The organism is Ruegeria sp. BE10 (genome assembly GCF_056538905.1).
Genome location: NZ_JBQFTX010000020.1, coordinates 1 through 2,988, shown reverse-complemented (window position 1 = coordinate 2,988; position 2,988 = coordinate 1). Strand labels below are relative to the sequence as shown.

Sequence of the window (2,988 nt, the reverse complement as noted above, 5' to 3'; positions counted from 1 at the left end):
CCCAATGAGCTACAAATCCGACATCGAAATCGCCCGTGAGGCGAACAAGAAGCCGATTCAGGAAATCGGTGCGAAAATTGGCATCTCCAGTGACGATCTGCTGCCTTACGGCCACGACAAGGCGAAGGTCAGCCAGGACTTCATCAACTCGGTTCAAGGTCGTGAAGACGGCAAACTGATTCTGGTGACCGCGATCAACCCGACCCCTGCGGGTGAAGGTAAGACCACCACCACCGTCGGTCTGGGCGATGGCCTGAACCGCATCGGCAAAAACGCGATGATCTGTATCCGCGAAGCCTCGCTTGGCCCGAACTTCGGGATGAAGGGTGGTGCTGCGGGTGGCGGTTACGCGCAGGTTGTTCCGATGGAGGAAATGAACCTGCACTTCACAGGTGACTTCCACGCCATCACCTCGGCCCACTCGCTGCTGTCGGCGATGATCGACAACCACATCTACTGGGGCAATGAGTGCGAGATCGACATTCGTCGCGTTGCGTGGCGTCGTGTGGTCGACATGAACGACCGTGCGCTGCGTCAGATCACCGCCAGCTTGGGTGGTGTGTCGAACGGTTTCCCGCGTGAAACCGGCTTTGACATCACCGTGGCGTCCGAGGTCATGGCGATCCTCTGTCTGGCCACCGACCTTAAAGATCTGGAAAAGCGTCTGGGTGACATCATTGTGGCCTATCGCCGCGATAAGACCCCGGTTTACTGCCGCGACATCAAGGCCGAAGGCGCAATGACCGTTCTGCTGAAAGACGCGATGCAGCCGAATCTGGTGCAAACGCTGGAAAACAACCCGGCCTTTGTCCATGGTGGTCCTTTCGCGAACATCGCACACGGCTGTAACTCGGTCATCGCGACCAAAACCGCTCTGAAAGTGGCCGATTATGTTGTCACCGAAGCGGGTTTTGGTGCTGATCTGGGTGCCGAGAAGTTCATGAATATCAAGTGCCGTAAGGCGGGTATTGCTCCGTCGGCAGTTGTTCTGGTCGCCACCGTGCGCGCGATGAAGATGAACGGCGGTGTTGCCAAAGCCGATTTGGGTGCCGAAAACGTCGACGCGGTTCAGTCGGGCTGTGCCAACCTGGGCCGTCACATCGAGAACGTGAAATCCTTCGGCGTGCCCGTTGTTGTCGCCATCAACCACTTTGTCACCGACACCGATGACGAAGTGCAGGCCGTCAAGGATTACTGCGCCGAACATGGTGTCGAAGCAGTTTTGTCGCGTCACTGGGAGCTCGGTTCAGACGGTTCTGCGCCTCTGGCTGAGAAAGTTGTGGAAATCGTCGAAAATGGTGCTGCGAACTTTGCACCGATCTACCCCGACGAAATGCCGTTGTTCGAAAAGATCGAAACCATCGCCAAGCGTATCTACCGCGCTGACGAGGTTCTGGCCGACAACAAAATCCGCAACCAGTTGCGCGAATGGGAAGAGGCCGGATACGGTAATCTACCGGTCTGCATGGCCAAGACGCAATACAGCTTCTCGACTGATCCGACCCTGCGCGGCGCGCCCACCGGCCACTCGGTTCCGGTGCGTGAGGTTCGCCTGTCGGCAGGTGCCGGGTTCATCGTGGTTGTCTGCGGCGAGATCATGACCATGCCTGGCCTGCCACGCAAACCGGCTGCGGAATCCATCTGCCTCAATGACGCAGGTGAGATCGAGGGCTTGTTCTAAGCGCTCGAATGATACATCTCGTGGTCCGGGGGTATCCCCGGACCGCAGGAGATTGAAATGCCCACTCTGATACCGCCGCAGGACTGCCACTCGATGCGGGAATTGCGGGTTCAGATCGACAAGCTGGATCGCCAATTGATTGAAATGTTGGTGGCGCGCGCAACTTACATAGATCGTGCGTCTCAGTTGAAACCCGGCGAGGGGCTACCCGCCCGAATTCCGGATCGTGTCGAAGATGTGGTGCAGCGCGTGCGCACAAGTTCCGACGAGTTGGGCATGGACCCCGATCTTGCCGAGAAGCTTTGGCGCATCTTGATTGACTGGTCGATTGCCCGCGAAGAACGCGTGCTCGGCCCCGAATGAAGAACCGGGCGCTTTGTGCGCCCGATCCGTTTTTGAAAAGAAGGGATCAAAGGATGGTAGCGCAGGTTATCGACGGTAAGGCCTTTGCCGCAAAAGTACGCGGCCAGGTGGCCGACCAGGTCGCAAAGCTGAAAGAAGAAAACGGCATCACCCCCGGCCTGGCCGTGGTTCTGGTAGGCGAAGACCCGGCAAGCCAGGTTTATGTGCGGTCCAAGGGAAAGATGACCGTCGAGGTCGGCATGAACTCGTACGAGCACAAGCTGGACATCGACACGTCCGAAGAAGATCTGCTGGCGTTGATCGACAAGCTGAACAACGACCCAGCCGTGCATGGTATTCTGGTGCAGTTGCCCCTGCCCAAACACCTGAACGAAGATCTGGTGATCAACTCGATTGACCCGGCCAAGGACGTTGATGGTTTCCACATCTCGAACGTGGGACTGCTGGGTACCGGGCAGAAGTCGATGGTGCCTTGCACGCCGCTGGGGTGTTTGATGATGCTGCGCGACTACCATGGCTCGCTCTCGGGAATGGATGCGGTTGTTGTGGGCCGATCGAATATCGTGGGTAAGCCGATGGCGCAGTTGTTGCTGGGTGACAGCTGCACCGTGACCATCGCACACAGTCGCACCAAGGACCTGCCGGAAGTTGTCCGCCGCGCAGACATCGTTGTCGCTGCCGTTGGCCGCCCCGAGATGATTCCGGGCGATTGGATCAAGGAAGGTGCCACGGTCATCGATGTAGGCATCAACCGAATTGAACGGGACGGCAAGAACAAGCTGGTTGGTGACGTAGATTACGCCAGCGCGGCCGAACGCGCCGGAGCAATCACACCCGTGCCCGGTGGCGTCGGACCAATGACCATCGCCTGCCTGCTGGCCAACACACTGACGGCCTGCTGCCGCGCCAATGCCTTGCCAGAGCCCGAAGGCCTGACAGCTTGA

At 58.4% G+C, this 2,988-nt stretch carries 3 protein-coding genes; all 3 read left to right on the top strand.

Going from position 1 to position 2,988, the window contains the following annotated elements:
• Positions 1-4: 4 nt before the first annotated feature.
• From ACR0M2_RS20625 to folD, 3 genes are read left to right on the top strand one after another with little or no spacing between them, the layout of a single operon-like run.
• Positions 5-1,681: a formate--tetrahydrofolate ligase gene (locus tag ACR0M2_RS20625; RefSeq protein WP_170352147.1), complete on the top strand. Its 1,677-nt coding sequence runs from the start codon at positions 5-7 to the stop codon at positions 1,679-1,681.
• 57 nt (positions 1,682-1,738) lie between these two features.
• On the top strand, positions 1,739-2,044 hold the full coding sequence (locus ACR0M2_RS20620) for a chorismate mutase (protein ID WP_170352146.1): 306 nt from the start codon (positions 1,739-1,741) through the stop codon (positions 2,042-2,044).
• A 53-nt stretch (positions 2,045-2,097) separates the two neighbouring features.
• The gene (gene folD / locus ACR0M2_RS20615; protein WP_170507897.1) at positions 2,098-2,988 is read left to right on the top strand and encodes a bifunctional methylenetetrahydrofolate dehydrogenase/methenyltetrahydrofolate cyclohydrolase FolD; all 891 of its coding nucleotides are present in this window, start codon (positions 2,098-2,100) and stop codon (positions 2,986-2,988) included.

Excerpts from the sequence above, each read along its gene's own strand:
- folD (WP_170507897.1), top strand. The coding sequence starts at position 2,098 with ATGGTAGCGCAGGTTATCGACGGTAAGGCCTTTGCCGCAAAAGTACGC.
- ACR0M2_RS20625 (WP_170352147.1), top strand. The coding sequence starts at position 5 with ATGAGCTACAAATCCGACATCGAAATCGCCCGTGAGGCGAACAAGAAG.
- ACR0M2_RS20620 (WP_170352146.1), top strand. The coding sequence starts at position 1,739 with ATGCCCACTCTGATACCGCCGCAGGACTGCCACTCGATGCGGGAATTG.